General features: G+C 37.3%; 17 protein-coding genes. 14 read left to right on the top strand and 3 right to left on the bottom strand.

Annotated features, from left to right (window positions below; all coding sequences use genetic code 11):
- Window positions 1-37 precede the first annotated feature (37 nt).
- From tagF to KIP84_RS11010, 9 genes are all read left to right on the top strand, one after another.
- Complete coding sequence (gene tagF, locus KIP84_RS11050; protein WP_014206363.1) at window positions 38-997, top strand: type VI secretion system-associated protein TagF; 960 nt, start codon at window positions 38-40, stop codon at window positions 995-997.
- A gap of 2 nt (window positions 998-999) precedes the next feature.
- Window positions 1,000-1,767, top strand: a complete 768-nt coding sequence (locus tag KIP84_RS11045; RefSeq protein ID WP_199992844.1) for an OmpA family protein — start codon at window positions 1,000-1,002, stop codon at window positions 1,765-1,767.
- Window positions 1,768-1,783: 16 nt separating this feature from the next.
- Window positions 1,784-2,047, top strand: a complete 264-nt coding sequence (locus KIP84_RS11040; protein WP_108011985.1) for a PAAR domain-containing protein — start codon at window positions 1,784-1,786, stop codon at window positions 2,045-2,047.
- A 148-nt stretch (window positions 2,048-2,195) separates the two neighbouring features.
- Entirely contained in the window at window positions 2,196-4,877 is a 2,682-nt protein-coding gene (gene tssH / locus KIP84_RS11035) for a type VI secretion system ATPase TssH (RefSeq protein WP_213688483.1), read from the top strand.
- Between the two features lie 22 nt (window positions 4,878-4,899).
- Complete coding sequence (gene tssA, locus KIP84_RS11030) at window positions 4,900-5,994, top strand: type VI secretion system protein TssA (RefSeq protein ID WP_213688482.1); 1,095 nt, start codon at window positions 4,900-4,902, stop codon at window positions 5,992-5,994.
- 16 nt (window positions 5,995-6,010) lie between these two features.
- Window positions 6,011-7,375, top strand: a complete 1,365-nt coding sequence (gene tssK / locus KIP84_RS11025; protein ID WP_014206368.1) for a type VI secretion system baseplate subunit TssK — start codon at window positions 6,011-6,013, stop codon at window positions 7,373-7,375.
- Window positions 7,376-7,392: 17 nt separating this feature from the next.
- Window positions 7,393-8,199, top strand: coding sequence for a type IVB secretion system protein IcmH/DotU (gene icmH, locus KIP84_RS11020; RefSeq protein ID WP_002114531.1), 807 nt, complete (start codon window positions 7,393-7,395; stop codon window positions 8,197-8,199).
- Window positions 8,200-8,211: 12 nt separating this feature from the next.
- On the top strand, window positions 8,212-8,835 hold the full coding sequence (locus KIP84_RS11015; RefSeq protein ID WP_213688481.1) for a hypothetical protein: 624 nt from the start codon (window positions 8,212-8,214) through the stop codon (window positions 8,833-8,835).
- A 7-nt stretch (window positions 8,836-8,842) separates the two neighbouring features.
- Window positions 8,843-9,796, top strand: coding sequence for a M15 family metallopeptidase (locus KIP84_RS11010; RefSeq protein ID WP_057086159.1), 954 nt, complete (start codon window positions 8,843-8,845; stop codon window positions 9,794-9,796).
- Here the strand turns inward: KIP84_RS11010 and KIP84_RS11005 are convergent.
- Window positions 9,793-10,650, bottom strand: a complete 858-nt coding sequence (locus KIP84_RS11005) for a LysR family transcriptional regulator (RefSeq protein WP_199976452.1) — start codon at window positions 10,648-10,650, stop codon at window positions 9,793-9,795. The two genes, KIP84_RS11010 and KIP84_RS11005, sit on opposite strands and share 4 nt — an antisense overlap.
- Before the next feature lie 147 nt (window positions 10,651-10,797).
- On the opposite strand from KIP84_RS11005, the gene KIP84_RS11000 reads away from it, so the two are divergent.
- From KIP84_RS11000 to KIP84_RS10985, 4 genes are all read left to right on the top strand, one after another.
- Window positions 10,798-11,466 carry an ankyrin repeat domain-containing protein gene (locus tag KIP84_RS11000; protein WP_213688480.1) on the top strand — a complete coding sequence of 223 codons (669 nt, stop codon included), beginning with the start codon at window positions 10,798-10,800 and terminating at the stop codon, window positions 11,464-11,466.
- Between the two features lie 16 nt (window positions 11,467-11,482).
- Complete coding sequence (locus tag KIP84_RS10995; RefSeq protein ID WP_032056491.1) at window positions 11,483-11,965, top strand: nucleoside deaminase; 483 nt, start codon at window positions 11,483-11,485, stop codon at window positions 11,963-11,965.
- Window positions 11,965-13,146 carry a cyanate transporter gene (locus KIP84_RS10990; protein WP_213688479.1) on the top strand — a complete coding sequence of 394 codons (1,182 nt, stop codon included), beginning with the start codon at window positions 11,965-11,967 and terminating at the stop codon, window positions 13,144-13,146. The genes KIP84_RS10995 and KIP84_RS10990 overlap by 1 nt, the downstream gene beginning before the upstream one ends.
- Before the next feature lie 129 nt (window positions 13,147-13,275).
- Window positions 13,276-14,433, top strand: coding sequence for a crosslink repair DNA glycosylase YcaQ family protein (locus tag KIP84_RS10985; protein WP_213688478.1), 1,158 nt, complete (start codon window positions 13,276-13,278; stop codon window positions 14,431-14,433).
- 38 nt (window positions 14,434-14,471) lie between these two features.
- On the opposite strand, the gene KIP84_RS10980 is transcribed toward KIP84_RS10985, so the two are convergent.
- Window positions 14,472-14,927 carry a GNAT family N-acetyltransferase gene (locus KIP84_RS10980; protein ID WP_213688477.1) on the bottom strand — a complete coding sequence of 152 codons (456 nt, stop codon included), beginning with the start codon at window positions 14,925-14,927 and terminating at the stop codon, window positions 14,472-14,474.
- 113 nt (window positions 14,928-15,040) lie between these two features.
- Between KIP84_RS10980 and KIP84_RS10975 the strand changes: the two genes are divergently transcribed.
- Window positions 15,041-16,516 (top strand): PLP-dependent aminotransferase family protein, encoded by a 1,476-nt coding sequence (locus tag KIP84_RS10975; RefSeq protein WP_213688476.1) that lies wholly within the window; start codon window positions 15,041-15,043, stop codon window positions 16,514-16,516.
- 274 nt (window positions 16,517-16,790) lie between these two features.
- On the opposite strand, the gene KIP84_RS10970 is transcribed toward KIP84_RS10975, so the two are convergent.
- The gene (locus KIP84_RS10970; RefSeq protein ID WP_213688475.1) at window positions 16,791-17,450 is read right to left on the bottom strand and encodes an epoxyqueuosine reductase QueH; all 660 of its coding nucleotides are present in this window, start codon (window positions 17,448-17,450) and stop codon (window positions 16,791-16,793) included.
- Window positions 17,451-17,836 lie beyond the last annotated feature (386 nt).

The raw sequence follows: 17,836 nt of genomic DNA, 5'->3' as shown, positions 1-17,836 counted from the left end.
CATGGAAAATAACCTCTATGCGAAAGGAGGAGCAATAATGCAAACATTAAAAACAACTCCTTTGTATTACGGCAAAAGTCCTGCACGAGGCGACTTTTTAAAAACAAAAGGTCAGAATGCTCTAATACAGTTGCTTGATCAGTGGATTACTGAAGCATTGGAATATGCAATGCAATCAGGCAGCTTTAAAGAAGCTTATAACACGTTGCCTTCGCTGGATTTCTTTATTGCGAATCCGAAAGAAAATATGTTTTTAGCGGCGAACCTTCTTGCAAGTGAAGATAGTTCGGGGCGATCTTTTCCAATGGTACTGAGCCATTTATTAGAAATTGATTTACCGTATGATAATTTGTTGTATGCGCCCTATAGCTATAAACATGTATTAGTTGATTTATTTCAAAACAATCGCGCTTTAAAAGGAATTAAAGATTCAGATCTGTTACTTGGAAAATTAGGTCACTTACAAAATCAAATTCAGGTTTTAACTGAACGTGAATGTGTGGGTTTCTATGAAAATCATACGATGCACTCATTCGCTCAGTTAATGAAGCTAAGTATTTATGAGTTAGCGCAAAGTATGATTGGGCTGGGATTATTGCTACAGCCAATTTTACAAAATGGAACCAGTCGATTAAATAAAGTTTTAATTTTGCCTATTAATAATCCCGCTTACAGTTATGAAATAGCAGCATTTTGGGTCAGTATTATTTGTCGCTTTTTAAAAGAACATAATACTGAAGTGCTGATAGGTTTGTTACATCGAGAGCAGCCTGTATTATTCTTCGGTTTTCAAGGGGCTGATATTTTAGCCTTGAGCGATATTTTTACTCAGAATATGGATAGTAAACACTGGGTTTCTTTAATAGAAGCACAATGGATTGATACTTATTTGGAGCAGAATGCTGGTTTAGCTACGCTAGAACAATCATTATGCCAACGCCAATTAAGCTTAAATCAAGGTTTAAAACTATTTAGACAGACTTTTTTGGGTGAATAATAATGAATCAACGATATCAAAGTAAACTTTCGCAGCTCATAAAAGGCTGTTTTATCTATGCAATCGCTAACTATGCTTTAGCTCAGCCCATTGTCGTAGAAGGAGTCGTTCCTAATGAGGCGAGTAAACAGGCTATCTTATTAAAAATGCAGTCTGTTTATGGTGCTGATCAGGTTGTAGATAAAATACAAGTGAGACCTGTAGCTGCTCCAAATGGGTGGAGTGATTCAGTAACTCGAGTGATTACCCCTGATCTTAAAAAGGTTTCACAAGGCAAATTAAGCGTAAACGGCACACGTTTTGAGTTGAGTGGGAAAATGCTGAACCCAGCAGATATCCAGCCTACAATTCAATCTTTTCAAGGATTAGTGCAACCGCCGTATCAACTATATTCACAATTATCAGTCAATCAGGCTGAGCAGAAAATTATTGATGATGCACTTAAAAATCGAATTATTGAGTTTGAATCTGGTAGCGCAGTTTTAACTGATGCTGGTCAAAAAATTCTAGATGAGATGGCGGTTGCTTTAAACAAAGTTGGTGGCAAGAAAGTCAAAATTATTGGTCACACTGATAGTTCTGGTGATGCGACTAAAAACTTGAAACTTAGCCAAGATCGTGCGTTAGCAGTTAAAAACTATTTGATTAGTAAGAGTATTCCTGCCGACCATTTATCTACAGAAGGTTTAGGTTCATCTAAGCCAGTTGCAGATAACACTTCTCCGGAAGGAAGAAAGAAAAACCGTCGGATTGAGTTTACTGTTCTATAAATATAAGGAGAAGAACATGGCTAGCCCTTACATTACGATTGGATGCCCAACAACTGGTGGAGGGCAAGTGATTTCAGGAAACAGTACATTTTTAATTGATGGAATTGCAATTGCCTGTGTAGGGGATAAGGCTACTTGTCCTGCTCATCTAACGGTATCTACGATTGTATCGGGCGATCCAAATATGCTTGTCATGGGAAAATCCGCAGCGCGTGTAAATGATTCATTATCGTGTGGCTGTAAATTATTGCCAAAACAGAGTTTAGTTAATCAAGGATAAGGGTAGAGATATTTTTATATAGATATAAATATCTACTAAAACATATTAATGCTTGAAATGATGAGTAGTTTGTCTGATAAAGCTGAATTTTGTTAATATACAGGCATTATGATTTTAAGCATTAAATTATATAAAAATATTGAGAGTAATGATGAGTAATTTAAAAATTTTAATTACAAAACTTTCTACAGTTGCACGAACTGCTTTAGAAAAATCGGCTAATGCTTGTGTTATTCAACAAAATTATGAAATTGAAATTGAGCATTTATTTTTAGAATTACTTAATCAATCTTTAGAGAATGATTTAAAAATTTTATTAAAGAAATATAAAATTTCATCTGAAGCTTTAGCTGATGATTTAAAAGAAACAATTTCTCAATTACCAAAAGGTAATACTCGAACTCCTATTTTTGCTAAATCTATTGTTCGTTTGTTTGAACAAGCTTGGTTATTAGCTTCGGCTGAGCAAAATCCAGTTATTCGTAGTGGTCATTTATTAGTTGCGTTATTAACTGCGCCTGATTTATATCAAATTGCAACAAGAGCTTCGAGTTTATTTGACCTTTTACCAATTGATTCAATGAAACATAAGTTTCTTGAAATTTGTGAGAAGAGTTTTGAACAACAAGATGAAACAAAAACACCTTCTGATGAAGCTGACTCAACAGAGGCGACTGTAGCAAATACCCAAGTAGCTAAAACACCTGCACTTGACCAATATACGATTAATCTCACTGAAAAAGCGAAAAAAGGTGGTATAGATCCAGTTATTGGGCGTGAATATGAAATTCGCTTAATGCTCGATATTTTAATGCGTAGACGCCAAAACAATCCGATCTTAACCGGAGAACCAGGTGTTGGTAAAACAGCTGTAGTGGAAGGTTTGGCTTTAAAAATTGCTCAAGGTTTAGTACCAAACGCCCTAAAAAATGTACATTTACATGTGCTGGATATGGGGTTGTTGCAGGCAGGTGCAAGTGTTAAAGGCGAGTTTGAAAATCGTTTAAAACAGGTTATTCAAGAAGTTCAAGCTTCTACTCATCCTATTATTTTATTTATTGATGAAGCACATACTTTAATTGGTGCAGGTGGACAAGCAGGGCAAAATGATGCTGCAAATCTTTTAAAACCAGCACTTGCACGTGGTGAGTTGCGTACGATTGCTGCGACAACTTGGGCAGAATATAAACAATATTTTGAAAAAGATGCTGCATTGAGCCGACGTTTTCAGGTAGTAAAAGTAGAAGAGCCAACTGAAGAAGTTGCAGTAGATATGTTGCGGGCGATGATTCCAGTCATGCAGCAGCATTTTAAATTGCAAATTGATGATGAGGCGATCGTTACTGCGGTTCATTCTTCACATCGATATATTAGTGGTCGCCAACTTCCGGATAAAGCAATTAGTGTGCTTGATACGGCTGCAGCACGTGTTGCTTTGACTCAAAATGCTCAACCTGTAAAGCTTGATCAGTTAAAGGCCCAAGAGCATAACTTAAAGCTTGAGCAGCAAATTTTAGAAAATGAGCATCGTCAGATTCCAATACATCATGAACGATTGGAAGCTTTAAAAGCTAATTTAGAATCTTTGCAAAAAGAGATCCATGAAACCGAAGAGCAGTGGCAAAAAGAATTAGAACTTGTTCATAAAATTCAAGAGTTAGAAGCACAGAATCATGCTAATGAGTCTGAAGCTTTCGATCAGATTAATCTACTGCGTAAAGATCTTGCTGATATTCAGGGCCAGCAACCATTAGTATTTGAAAGAGTAAATTCTCAAATCATTAATGAAATTATTTCTGATTGGACAGGTATTCCTGTTGGAAAAATGGTCAATGATGAAATTAAACAGATATTAACGCTTGAGGATAAATTGGGCGAGCGTGTAATGGGGCAAGATTATGCACTCACACAATTAGTTCAAGGGATTAAAACTTCAAAAGCAAAACTTGAAGATCCTAATAAGCCACAAGGTGTATTTCTTTTGGTCGGACCAAGTGGTGTAGGTAAAACTGAAACTGCATTAACGTTGGCAAATGAGTTATATGGTGGTGAGCAGCATTTAATCACAATTAATATGTCTGAATATCAAGAAGCTCATACTGTATCTTCGCTAAAAGGTGCACCTCCAGGATATGTCGGATATGGCCAAGGCGGAGTTTTAACAGAAGCTGTTCGTCGTAACCCATATAGTGTTGTGTTACTTGATGAAATTGAAAAAGCTCATAGCGATGTTCAGGAACTGTTCTATCAAGTATTTGATAAAGGTACTTTAGAAGATGGTGAAGGTCGAGTAATTGACTTTAAAAACACGACTATTTTGTTAACTTCAAATGCTGGTTCAAGTGCCATTATGCAGGCTTGCTTAAATAGACCTGTAGAAGAATGGCCTACAGCTGAAGAGTTGATCGAGCACTTAAAACCAAGTTTATATAAACAATTCAAGCCTGCATTTTTAGGCCGAATGAGAGTTGTTCCTTATTTCCCACTGCATGATGATCTACTTGTACGAATTATTAAACATAAGCTAGGCAAAATCACAGCAAGAATTGAGAAACAATACGGAACACAAGTCCAGTATTCTGATGATTTGGTAGAGCTGCTCTTAAGCCGTTGTACAGAAGTCGATAGTGGTGCGCGTAACGTTGATAATATTTTAAATTCTACAGTGTTACCTGCATTGGCTACAGAAATTTTGGTGGCTTTAGCAGAGCAAAAACTACCAAAAATTATCATGATTGATGCTAAAGATGACGAAATTCAATATGTACTAGACCCAGTTGTAAAACCTGCTAAAAAAAGGACTAGTAAAAAATTGAAGTCAGAAGTTTAAAATTGAATAGAGCTAAAATTAGATGAATATTGATATTTCTGAACTACTCGAACCCATTAATGATAGTTTACCTTGTGGTGATGACTTTTCGTTTTCTAATGAATTTCATGAAATAAAAAAAGCGAAGACACAAGATGATCTATTACTAGATCAAGGTGATTGGGTTGCTGAGCGCAAACAAGCCGATTGGGACTTTGTAGCAAAGAACACGAGTGTTTTGCTAAAAGATAAAACAAAAGATATCCGTCTATTAACTTGGCTCTTAGAGGCTTGGACTCATCTTTATGGTTTTGAAGGTATGGCTAAAGGTTTAACTTTAAGCCATACCATGCTGAATCAATACTGGCAGGAAATTCACCCTGTTATTGAAGATGATGACTTAGATCAACGCATTGGTTTATTACAGGGTTTAATTAATCAACTTCCGATGTTGTTAAAGAAAGTTTCTTTAACTAATACGGCTCCTTATTATAATTTGCTTGATTACGATAATTTTCTATATCACGAAAATGTTCGCCGTAAACAAACTGAAGAGTATGACAGCCAGTCGGGACCATCTGAATTAGAGCAATTCGACCAAGCCATTTTTAATACTTCTAAAACTTTTCAATATTCTAATTATCAAGATTTTTGTTCAGTCTTAACCGAGTGGGATGTTTTAAAACAGACTCTTGATCATTTAATGGGATTAGATTCGCCGAGTTTTGCTGCTATTGATTCGGCATTTGAGACCATTCACAGCACATTACGTAAGATTTATAAAGCAGAAGCTTTTGGTACTGGGCTTGCGCCAATCCAAGAACAGGCTACTGTTATCACGAGTTCATCTATGGAAAATCAAGTGCCTGTACAAGTTGTTTCGGATCAGCCAGCTTTTCAGCCTCAAGCACAAACGCACTTGGCGAACCGTGAACAAGCAATGAAAGTGCTGCAAGAGATTGCCGATTACTTCCAAGCAAATGAACCGCATAGCCCTGTGAGCTATATGCTTCAAAAAACGATTAAATGGAGTCAAATGCCATTACATGAATGGTTAGCGCAAGTCATCAAAGATGAGCATCCATTACAAATGGTTCAGGAAATGTTAGGTGTGCAGCCTAAAAATGAATATGAATAAAGATTGGTAAAGACATATGTTTAAAGCTGAAAAAGTCCTGTGGGGCGAAGGTTTATTTTTAAGACCTCAACATTTCCAAATTCAAGATACGTATCATGAACAACGCCTAAATCATACGGTTCGCGCAGTTGTGCCTTTTTCGTATGGCATTCAAAAGTTAAGTTTCGATGAAGCTCAGTTGAGTACGCATATTCTTGCTCTTGAGTCTGTAGAGATGATCTGGCAAGACGGTGAAATTTATCAGGCACCTGCATATGATCTATTGCCTGAACCAATTTTATTAGACGATCTTAATTTACGTGGTGAGATGCTAATCTATTTAGCATTGCCACTTTTACAAGCAAATAAGCAAAATCTAATTGATCAAAACCAAGCGCAAAAGGGTAGATATCAATCTCACCTTGTCGAAACGCATGATCTATTTACGAATGCTACCGAAGCAGATATTAGTTTGCTACGCCGCCGTGCTGTTTTTAAATTATTAGATGTACATAGTAATCCAGACCACAATCTAGATGGTTTCTTATATCTGCCGATTGGAAAGATTAAGCGTCAAAGCTCTGGCGCTTTTGAAATTGATCGAAAGTTTATTCCGCCAATTTTGCACGTGGATGCCTCAGAATCACTCATTTCAAACTTAAAAAGAACACTGAACGTTATTAAGGCAAAAATTAAGACGATTCAAAACAATAACCGAGAAAATGAACAGAAGTTAATTGAATTCCGTTCAGGTGATATCGTTTCATTCTGGTTAGTAAATGCCTTAAATACAGCTCATGCTGGCCTGAATCATTTTGTGCAATATCCACAGATCCATCCAGAACGGTTGTTCTTCGAATTGTTACGTTTAGCAGGTTCTTTATTAACCTTCTCGACGGCGTATGATGTTGATCAGTTGCCTGCCTATAAACACCATAATTTACAAGAAAGTTTTTCGCAGTTAGACACAATTCTACGTGATTTACTCGATACAATTATTTCGAGCCGTTACATCAGTATTGCACTTAAAGAAATCCGCCCTTCATATTGGGTGGGAAGTCTTGAGACCGATAAGATTACTCGAGACACTCGACTTTATATTGCAGTATCAAGTAGTGCAATGCAGACACATGAGTTGATCCAGATTGTACCTTTACGATTCAAGATTGGTAGTACTTTAGATGTAGAGCAACGTGTAGTTGCTGCATTACCTGCAATTCCATTGCATCACTTGATTCAGGTTCCAACCGCGATCCCTGTACGTTCTGGTGTGAGCTATTTTGAAGTTGAACCACATCATGAATTATACCAGCGCATGTTAGATTCAGAGACGATTTGTATTTATGTTCCAGCTGGATTCCAAGATATCAGTATTGAACTGATTGCGGTTATGAACGCTTAACGGTAAAGGAGAGAAAAATGTCACAATCCACAGGTGCTCCTTCTTTATTTGACGATGGGCAAATTGGAACGGGTGGGAATAATAATAGCCAGTCTCAAGCAAAACTACAGGCAATCAATCTGATTGATTTATTGCATGATGGCTTTTATTTGGTTTTTTTGATTCGAAATCAGTATGTGCCGGCAGACGCTCAGCAGTTTCGTGAAAAAATCTTAAATTTACTCAATCAATTTGAGCAACAGGCTAAAAAGTTGCAATTTTCAGCTGATGATATTCATGATGCGAAATATGCATTTTGTGCTTTGATTGATGAAACTATCGTAACGCAACAAGACCCAAGCTATTTTAATTTGCAAAATGCTTGGTTAATTAGCCCATTGCAATTGAGCTTGTTTGGTTCTCAGTTAGCGGGGTATCGTTTCTTTGAAATTTTAGAGCAATTGCGAAGTCGTGGAAAAGAACGTCTAGCCGCTCTCGAAGTATTTCATTACTGCCTTTTGCTCGGTTTTCAGGGGAAGTACCGAATTGAATCTATTGAAAGTCTCAACCACCTCGTATCAAGAGTGGGTGATGAAATTGACTATTTAAAAGGGAAAAAAGTTGCGTTTTCGCCGTTCTCGGCAATTCCCGATCAAATACGAAATATTATTCATCGCGAAGTACCTTTCTTTTGGATTTTGATCTTTTTATTGATTTTTGCATTACTTACCTTTGCAGGCTTAAGATTTATGCTCAACAATCAAAATGATAAAGCATTATCTAACTATCAAAATGTGATTTCTGCTCCTCAAGAGCAAGCACATATTACAATTTATTTACCTTGATGATGGAACGAAATGGCTCAGGAAAAACCAACTTCTATTCGAGTTTTACAATCGAATAAAAAAAAGCCGAAATCACCAGTACTTTATATTGTGATTGGTGTGATTGCAGGGGTGTTTGTCAGCATCTCGCTATTCCTGTTCTTGTCTCAACCGAATTCGCCAGAATCAACAGCAATTGAGAGTAAATCAACGGAAGAGCAAGTTTTAAATCAAGATGTTGTACATTCTTCAGATGAACAAAATCAGGTTGCTGTAAGTCAAGACAACGAGACGGACTCAATGAGTCGTGATGGCTTTGAACAGCCAAAAGATAATGAGTTAAGCAATATTTTTAAACCTGTTCCACATAAACCTGTTGCTACGAATGAACAACGAGTTTCACCATTTGATGAACAGCTAACAGGTGAAAAGAAAGTTCAGGTTGTGCCTCAACTACAGACGACTGCAGCTAAAGCGGTTCAACCTAAAATACAGCCAGCTCAGCAAAAGCCTGTAAGTAAGCCGCAGCAGCAACAAGTGGTGCAGGCTAAACCCGTAGTTGAGAGTAAAGCTCCAGCCGAACCAGAACCTGAGGTTGAGCCACCTAAGGCATCGGTAGATATTAAAATTACACGAAGTCCTTTTGCCGTGAATTAATGAACTGATGATGATCTTTCTCATTTTCTTTTGCTTTACATGTTTGGCAATTGGTTTAGCGTTTTTAATGTCTTATGAACTCAGGAGTAGAAGCAAAGATTTTGTTTTGTCATTACTGCCCCAAGGGCGTAAACAGCTTAATCAGGTTAAACAATTTGCTCAAACCATGAATCAGGCAGCTGCTCCTGAAAAATTACAATCTCATTGGCATTTACAGCAATGGTGGATTGTAATTGCAGGCTTTTTCTTGTTTGCCAGTATACTAGTTTTTGCTTTTACTCGTCCGATTAGTTCAACCCGAATTGAAGCTGAATATCTGAAAAAAACAGATCCTCAAATTTATGCACTTTTAAATGGTGAAATATTATCACCACCGCCAGAAGTAGATGAAAGCTTAATTGAAGCCGCAATTGTTGAGGCCACGCAGTTAGAGCAGCAATATTCGTCTCAAAATAGTGGAGCTATTAATTCTTCACCGATTGATAACACCAGTTTCGATGGTCGAGCTATTTTGGATACAAATTTAGTTGATCGTAAATGGGACAAAATGAACCCACGATATAAACAGCGTTTACTCATGGTCTTTAAAATCATGAAAGAGCAGTACGGTTATGAGTTGGTTCTATTGGAAGGCTATCGTAGCCCAGCACGTCAGAATATGTTGGCGGGCAATCCTAACACGACTAGAGCGAGAGGTTATCAAAGCTATCACCAATTTGGTTTAGCTGCTGATGTAGCATTTAAACGAAATGGAAAAGTGGTTATTTCTGAGCGAGATCCGTGGGCAATGCAAGGCTATCGGTTATATGGGCAAGTCGCTGAATCGGTTGGTTTAACTTGGGGTGGACGTTGGAAATCTATCCAAGATTATGGGCATACCGAGTTCCGTATGCCGGGCTTAAGAAAAACTCAAGAAATGGCAGAAAAACTGATTGCTGAAAGTTCGAATGATATAAGTTAAATATTGATTGAGGATTGAAAACGTTCTTCTAAAACAGTTGTCATTTTATCTACAAGCTGGGAAATTATCCCAGCTTTTTCCCATGTGTAAATTGAAACGGCCATAGGAGGCACAGCTCCTAATGAATCATATCGACGTACTCTACGTCCGTTGGTCGTAGCTACAGGCAGTAAAGATAATCCTAATCCTGTTTCAACACTGACTAACACGCTTTCTAGACTACTACCCGTAAAGGCAATATACCAACGTCGCCGTTCGCGTTCTAGCGTTGCGAACATTTCGTCCCGATAAAGTCCGCCTTGAGGAAAGGTCACTAAACTTATGGGATCAGACCATGCAGTTGTTGAATTCTCACTTTCAAACCATGCCATTTCTTCTGGGAATGTAGCGTGGTGATCAGCACTGGCCGCAGGTTCTTTGACAATAATAATATCGAACTCACCATTCCGATAACGTTCTGTTAAGTTGCGACTCAAGCCAGAGGTTACGTCTAAACGAATGGAACGATGCTCTTTGGCAAATATACCAAAAACTTCGGCCATTGCTTGACTCATCATATCTTCTGGTAAACCAATACGAATGGGAATACTTCCTGCTGGATCTTTAAGTAGCGCTTCAGCTTCTTGTTGAAGGGTCAAAATCCTTTGCGCATAACCAATTAGATATTCTCCAGATGCCGTCAATTTGAAAGGTCTTGCTGTCCGATCTATAAGGGCATGACCGACAGATTCTTCAAGTCGTGCTAACTGCTGACTAACTGTTGATTGAGTCAGGTGTAATCGTTCGGCAGCTGCGGTAAAACCGCCAGTTTCAAAAATAGTGACGAAAGCACGTAAAAGGCGAGGATCAAACATATTAGGTACCGCCACACTAAAAAGCCAACAAGATAAGTATTTATAATCTTAATACTATCGATTAAATAATTTAATTTCCAAATACTTTTGGTGATCTTTATTCTATTTATAAAATGTTTAGCCAAAAATTTCTATTGGGAGGCCACCATGCGTAAGTCACTAATATGGATGAATCTGATTGTCGCATTAGGGGCTTCGGTTTTTACAAATATGACGAATGCAATGGGTGAGTATCCTTTACATCAGGCAGTGATAAATAATGACACACAATCTATCAAACAGATTTTATCTCAAAAAGCTTTAATTGATGAGCGAGATGAAACAGGTTCAACTGCTTTGATGGTCGCTACAAGAGCAAATAATATACATGCTGCTTATATGCTGATAGAGGCTGGTGCGGATGTAAATGCAAAAGATAATATTCAAGACAGTCCATATTTATATGCTGGTGCACAGGGATATTTAAAAATTCTAAGAATGACACTCATGCATGGTGCCGATTTAAAAAGTATTAACCGTTACAGTGGAACTGCGCTAATTCCAGCAGCGGAACGAGGCCATGTTGAAACAGTCCGTACATTAATTGCGGCCGGTGTAGATGTTAATCATGTGAATAATTTGGGGTGGACAGCATTACTTGAGGCCATCATTTTGGGAAATGGAGAACCCAAATATCAACACATTGTAGAGCTTTTATTAAAGGCAAGTGCTGATCCGAACTTGGCTGATAAAGACGGCATAACTCCTTTACACCATGCGCGGTCACGAGGATACCGCGAAATTGAAAAAAGACTTCTTGCAGCTGGTGCAAAATAGAAAGTGAGAATATGTGATGGAAAAAGGTGAACAGTTTTTACGTAAGGCGATTGAGCTTGCTTATAACAATATCGAAAAAGGTGGCAGGCCATTTGGTGCTGTGGTTGTAAAGAATGGAGAAATTATTGCTTCAGGCGTAAATCAGATTCTGGTAACGAATGATCCAACCGCACATGCTGAATTACTGGCGATTCGTGCAGCCAGTCAAGTTTTAGGATCTGCCAACCTAGAAGGCTGTTCTGTGTATGCAAGTGGACATCCATGCCCAATGTGTATGGCTGCAATGCGTTTAGCCGGTATAAAGTCGGTGAGCTATGCTTATTCTAATGAAGATGGAACACCATTTGGTTTGTCTACAGCTGAAATATATATTGAGCTTGCCAAGCCCTTTGCTGAGCAATCAATGAAAATTCAATATATACCGATCAGAGTTGAAAACCGCACTGATCTTTATGCGCATTGGAAGAATTATCAAGCCAATCATTCAGGCTCAAAATAATGAAGCAGTCTGGAGCTTTTTTGACCCAGCCGATGCTCATTGTAACTGTGGCTTTAGTTGGCCTTAATTTAAGACCATTTATAACAAGTATTGGACCATTGATTGCCAATATTCGAACAGCCACTGGTTTAAGCTTACAAGGGATAGCACTACTTACTTTGCTACCGATGATGCTTATGGGGATTGTTGCATTTGTTGGCCCAATATTGCAGAACCTGATCGGTGAACGAAGCGCTATTCTTGGTGCATTGCTGGCCATTTGTGGAGGATGTGCTATCCGATTTTTATTGCCTACATCCGAAGGATTAATTCTTAGTGCAATAGTAATTGGATTCGGAGTTGCGATGATACAAGCGGCTTTTCCCGGCATGATTAAACGAGAATTTAGCCAATTCATTGGGCCGATGATGGGGCTTTATTCGGCTATGCTCATGGGAGGAGGTGCACTAGGTGCATGGTTAGCTCCCATAATTTCAAATATAACGGGTGTCTGGTCGATTGGCCTAGCTTTTTTTACCATTCCAGCTTTATTTGCATTTATATTGGCGCTTGTCTTTTTACCTATAAAAGTTAGTTCATCCATTCATCATGCGCCTGTACGCAAGTTGTTAAATCAACCTCGAACATGGTTATTAATGATGTGCTTTGGACTTGTAAATGGTGGCTACTCATCAGTCGTAGCTTGGTTAGCGCCTTCTTTTCAAGATCACGGTTGGAGCGCAGCACAAAGTGGGAAATTACTTGCTCTTCTGGCCTTGAGCCAAGCAGCTTCAGCACTCATTTTGCCTGTTTTAGCTAGGAAATATAAAGACCGACGTCCATGGCTATGGTTTACGTTAGCAATGCAAATGGTTGGTTTTTCAGGAATAGTTTTTATGCCTGAGTTTGCCGCTATGCTTTGGGCAATTTGTTTAGGCGTTGGCTTAGGAGGATGTTTTGCATTAACGCTTATAGTTGCATTAGACCATTTTGATGAACCCATTCATGCAGGTGCTTTATCTGCACTGATGCAAGGCGGTGGTTTTTTACTGGCAGCAATTCCGCCGTGGATTATTGCAATTTTGCATGATTTTACTGGGGGTTACAAAGCAGGATGGCTTTTTCATTTAGCCAGCGTGGCATTGGTTGTTATTTTAGTGATTAGATTGGCTCCTAAAAGTTATTTTAAGATGAGTCTGTAAAATGTTGAGTTAGCCGAGATTCTTTTTATAAAGAATTACTGATGCTAAAGCACAAGCAAATGAGGAAATAGTGATACGATAGTACTGAAAATTTCAGCTTCTAAATGAATACAACAATATTTGATTTCTATGACTTCTTCTTTGAAACAGCTCACTTTATTTAATCAAGGCTTAGGAAAAACCAGTCGATTTGCAAAAGGCGTGGATGGAACTTTACAGGCTATTGAGCATTTAGGATATGTGCAGATTGATACCATATCGGTTGTAGAGCGAGCTCATCACCATATATTGTGGAGCCGAGTACCTGATTATGAGTTAAGTCATCTCAATAGTTTGGTTGGTGAGCGGCAGATTTTTGAATATTGGTATCATGCAGCGTCTTATCTTCCTATGAAAGATTATCGTTATGCATTGCCTGCCATGATGTCTGTCAGGAACGGAGAAAGCCGTTATTTCAATAGAGGTGATCAACACCTTATGAATGAAATTTTGGCGCGTGTTCGTGCTGAAGGAAAAATTCGTCTACGTGATATTGATAAAAATAATAAAAAGAGTTTGGGAAACTGGTGGAATACCGGACCAGGCCGTCGTGCTTTTGAGCAGTTATATATGCAGGGTGACCTGATGATCTGTGAGCGCAACGGAATGGAAAAGGTCTTTGATTTGACCGAGCGCTGCTTGCCTGAAAATATTGATTTAAGTATGCCTACGCTTTATGAATATGCGCAGTATTTATTTAATAATACGCTTCGAGCACATGGTGCATTTACATGGAAACAATTAGTTCATCTAAAGAAAAATGATTTAAAAGAAACTATGCGTGTCGTTCTGAAAGAACATATTGATGCAGGTGTTGTATCAGCAATTAAGCTTGAGAAAGGTCAAATGCTATATGTGGAGGTCGCTGCATTAGAACAAAAGTTTAATACTGAGTTCGGTTTAAAAATACTTTCACCTTTTGATAACTCGCTTATTCATCGTGACCGTTTAGCTTCTTTATTTGAATTTGATTACCGCATTGAATGCTATGTACCAGCGGCCAAACGTGTATATGGTTATTTTTGTTTGCCGATTCTATATCAAGACGAGTTAGTCGGCCGACTAGATTGTAAAGCGCATCGCTCTATCAAAGAGTTAGAAGTAATTAGCCTACATTTGGAAAAAACAGTAAAAAATAAGGAGCTCTTCTTCTTCGAACTGGAACAAGAGCTCAAGCGTTTTGCTGCGTTTAATCAATGCTCAACTATTAATGACAAAGTGATTAAGCTTATTCGTACTAAAATTTAAACACCAAAAGCACTCCAACTTTTGGTGTTTTCACTTTTTTAGTTCAAAGGCATACGGTATTCAATAATTCCTGGTTTTTGTGCAATCCAGTCATAAAGCTTTTGCGCTGTTACATTGGTTTCTTGAGTATGCCAGTATAAACGGTCACAGTTGTGTTCGATAGCTTGCTTCTGCACATATTCAATGAGTTGTTTACCAATGTGTTGTCCACGAACTTCAGGTGAAACATAGAGGTCTTCTAAATAACAGTAATTATTTTTTGCCCATGTTGAACGATGAATAACATAGTGCACAATTCCTAAAACCTGCTCACCTTGTTTGGCAACGGCACAGTACATAGGTTCATTCTCATCGAAGAAACGTTCCCATGTTACTTTTGTGACATGAAGGGGTAAATTCACCTGATAAAAATTTTGGTAAGCAAGCCAATATTTCTCCCATTGTGAATAATCTTGCTGCTGAACAGGAACGATTTGAAGACCTTGATTTTGCATAATAATTACACTCTATTTTAAAGTAATAAAAAAATCGACAATTAGAGTGTAGTTTTGATAGTGGTATTTTTATAAGATACACTTTTGATATTTTTCACAGTACCAGTTTTGATATGGCCGCTCCAATTTCTGCATCTTTTCCACATTTAATTTTGCCAAAAGGCCAGATTAAAGATGGACTATATACGGCTTTGCGTGATGCAATTTTAGATGGAAGACTGACTGCCGGAATAAAATTACCCTCAAGTCGTGCTTTGGCAGAGATGATGTCAATTTCAAGAAATTCTGTATTGGCGGCTCTTGAACGATTACTGGATGAGGGATATTTATTTACCAAACCAAGTTCGGGTACTTATGTTGCTGAGGTTGTGCCAGATCAGTTAATACATGTTCAAAAAAATTCAAAAGAAACGTCTAAAAATACTCATCGTTCCTTAAATATTAATCCGAATATTGAAGCTTTATTAGATTCATGGCGAAAGCAGTCATGGTTAAGTAAAAAGAAAAAAATGTTTCATGTAGGGGTAGGCTGTATTGATTTATTTCCTCATCAACTGTGGGGCAAGTTATTAACACAAGCTTGGCGGCAGTCGTATTATCAGCTTGGTCAATTTTACGACCCACGTGGCTATCTACCTTTGCGTCAGGCAATTTCTGAATATGTTCACTCCACACGAGGGCTAAACTGCAACGAAGAGCAAATTATTATTGTAAACGGAACGCAGCAAGCTATTCATTTAACGGCCTATGCCTTACTTCAAGCAAATGATGAAGTCTGTTTGGATGAGCCGGGATATGATGCAGCTTTTAAGATTTTTCGAAGTTTTGGTGCGCAGATAAATTTGATCGAGAGTGATGAGGAGGGAATGCAAATTTCTGACATTACTGATCATTACTTCAAAAGCAAACTGGTCTATACAGCACCTTCACATCAGTTTCCTTTAGGGGGAACTTTAAGTTTAGCTCGCCGTTTTGCTTTATTAGATTGGGCAAACAAACAAGAAAAATGGATTTTTGAAGACGATTATAATAGTGAGTTTCGCTATGGCACTCACCCAATTCAAGCACTACAAGGTTTAGATCAGCAGCAAAGAGTCATTTATTCTGGCACTTTTACCAAGATGATGTTTCCAGAGTTTCGTTTAGGGTTCATGGTTGTACCTGAAGCATTAATTGAAACCTTTAGTGCAGCTAAATATTATACTGACGTGCGAAGTTCATATTTAGAGCAGGTCGCTTTAGCTCTATTCATTCAACAAGGCCACTATGCTCGACATGTACGTAAAGTTCGAAAAGCATGCTATGAGCGTCAACAAGTATTGATTAACGCTATTAATGAATACCTTTCAGATGTACTCGATGTTCAGCCAACAGATTCAGGCATTCATCTTATATGTTGGTTAAAAGCATCATGGACTGAGCAGGAGTTTATTTCTCATTGCTCGGCATTGGATTTGGAGATTCAACCTCTATCAAGATATTGTCAACTTGAGTCGAAAAAAGCAGCAGTTCTGTTGGGCTATGCTGCACATCAACCTGAGGAAATGGTGGAAAATATTAAGAGACTAGCCATCAGTATCAAAAAGTAAAATAGCTAAACTTTTCAAAATTATATCAGGATTTTAGAGTGATTTTATTTTTAATGAGAAGGGCAAAATATTTATTCGATTTTAATATTTTGATGAAATTTTAAAAAATTTAAATTTAAAAGATTTATTAATCTTATTTTAAGCTAACTTCATTATTCTAATAATATCAAAGCTCAGTACAGTACACCTTTTGGCCACATTCTCCAGATGTGGCCTTTTTTTATTAGGAATAAATACAGCTTAGAATGAATTAATTTTTTAAGGAGAATAGGATTTAATCTTCTTCCATGGCATTACTATAAAACTTAACACCTAGTTTAATTCGGTCTCGACCATTACTCATACGCCAACGGTTGGTGTCACGTAAAGAATATACACAACCACAATATTCCTGTTGGTAGAATTCCTCTCGCTTACTGATTTCAATCATTCGACTAGAGCCACCATTTTTTCGCCAGTTATAATCCCAATATTGAATATCTGGATAATGGGATGCTGCCCGAATTCCACAATCATTAATTTGAGCCATATTTTTCCAACGAGAAATTCCTAACGAACTACTGATGAGACTAAAGCCGTGTTCATGTGCATAAAGGGCAGTTCGCTCGAAACGCATATCGAAGCACATGGTACAACGAATACCACGTTCAGGTTCATTTTCCATACCTTTTGCTCGAGCAAACCAATTATCCGTATCATAATCTGCATCGATAAATGGAATATTATGCTTTTCTGCAAAACGAATATTTTCTTCCTTACGGATGAGATATTCTTTTACCGGATGAATATTAGGATTATAAAAAAATATCGAAAATTTAATTCCAGAATCAATTAATGCTTCCATAACTTCTCCTGAACAAGGAGCACAACAAGAGTGAAGTAATAATTGATCATGTCCAGATGGGAGTTCTATTTTTAAACGTTGAGTTGACATAATAAAAAATTAAATTGCAATTATAATAATTATACATTTATATTTTATTTAATTTGAAATGAATTATTTTCAGTTAAACATGAAATTGATTTGATATCTAAAATTATTTATTACTTTATTTGAGATTAAGTTAAATATATTGAAATAATTGTATTATTATATGCTAAAAGTAATTTATATATTCGTATTTAAATTTACTAACTAATATACTATCTAAAAATATAAAATACACATCAATTTTATATTAATTAAAAATAATAAACTCACAATAATGTTTGATAAGTTATTGATGTTTCTATATATAATTTGTAATTTTTTATGGCTCCTATTGTGATATGTGTCACAAATAAACCTTATTTTTTCAATTAAAATATTTCTTTAGATTT

This window comes from Acinetobacter sp. BHS4, assembly GCF_018454425.1.
GTDB lineage: Bacteria > Pseudomonadota > Gammaproteobacteria > Pseudomonadales > Moraxellaceae > Acinetobacter > Acinetobacter pittii.
The sequence above is the reverse complement of the archived record's forward strand: the minus strand, read 5'-3'. Positions and strand labels throughout refer to the sequence as shown.